The 839-nt window shown below is 64.5% G+C and carries 1 protein-coding gene; it reads left to right on the top strand.

What is annotated here, in order from left to right; translation table 11 throughout:
- Positions 1–62 precede the first annotated feature (62 nt).
- Positions 63–820, top strand: a protein-coding gene (locus AAIO73_RS20150) for an IS5 family transposase (RefSeq protein WP_345880578.1) whose coding sequence is annotated in 2 segments (ribosomal slippage) — positions 63–396 and positions 396–820 — 759 coding nt in all. Because the reading frame shifts where the segments join, the coding sequence is not laid out codon by codon here.
- Positions 821–839 lie beyond the last annotated feature (19 nt).

Genomic DNA, 839 nt, shown 5'->3' on the forward strand with positions numbered 1-839 from the left:
TAGGGTCAGGACCCATTGATGTGAGCGTCGCGATCTGATTCAGGCTCCGCAAGGAGACCGGGATGAGTGACCTGTTTTGGCTGACGGACGAGCAGATCGAGCGGCTGCGGCCGTTCTTTCCCAAGAGCCACGGGAGGCCGAGGGTAGACGATCGGCGGGTGCTGAGTGGCATCGTATTCGTCAATCGCAACGGGCTTCGCTGGCGAGATGCGCCCAGCGAGTATGGCCCCCACAAGACGCTGTACAATCGGTGGAAGCGTTGGGGCGAGGCCGGCGTGTTCACGCGAATGATGGAAGGTCTGGCTGCAGCTGGCGCCGAGCCGCAGACGGTCATGATCGACGCAACCTATCTGAAGGCGCACCGCACGGCATCGAGCCTGCGGGTTAAAAAGGGGATCTCGGCCGCCTGATCGGCCGCACCAAAGGCGGCATGACCACCAAGCTCCACGCCATCGCCGATGCGAACGGGCGCCCCTTGAGCTTCTTCATGACCGCGGGCCAGGTCAGCGACTACACCGGCGCGGCAGCGCTGCTCGATGACATGCCGAAGGCGCAGTGGCTGCTTGGTGATCGCGGCTACGACGCCGACTGGTTCAGGGACGCCCTCCAGGCCAAAGGCATCCAGCCCTGCATCCCGGGCCGCAGGTCGCGCAACGAACCGGTCCGGTACGACAAGCGCCGCTATCGGCGTCGCAGCCGCATCGAGATCATGTTCGGCCGCCTCAAAGACTGGCGTCGGGTCGCTACCCGCTACGATCGCTGCCCCACCGCCTTCTTCTCCGCCGTCACCCTCGCTGCCACCGTCATCTTCTGGCTGTGAACAACGAGTCCTGACCCTA

This window comes from Sphingomonas epibiotica (assembly GCF_039615155.1).
Classification (GTDB): Bacteria; Pseudomonadota; Alphaproteobacteria; order Sphingomonadales; family Sphingomonadaceae; genus Sphingomonas.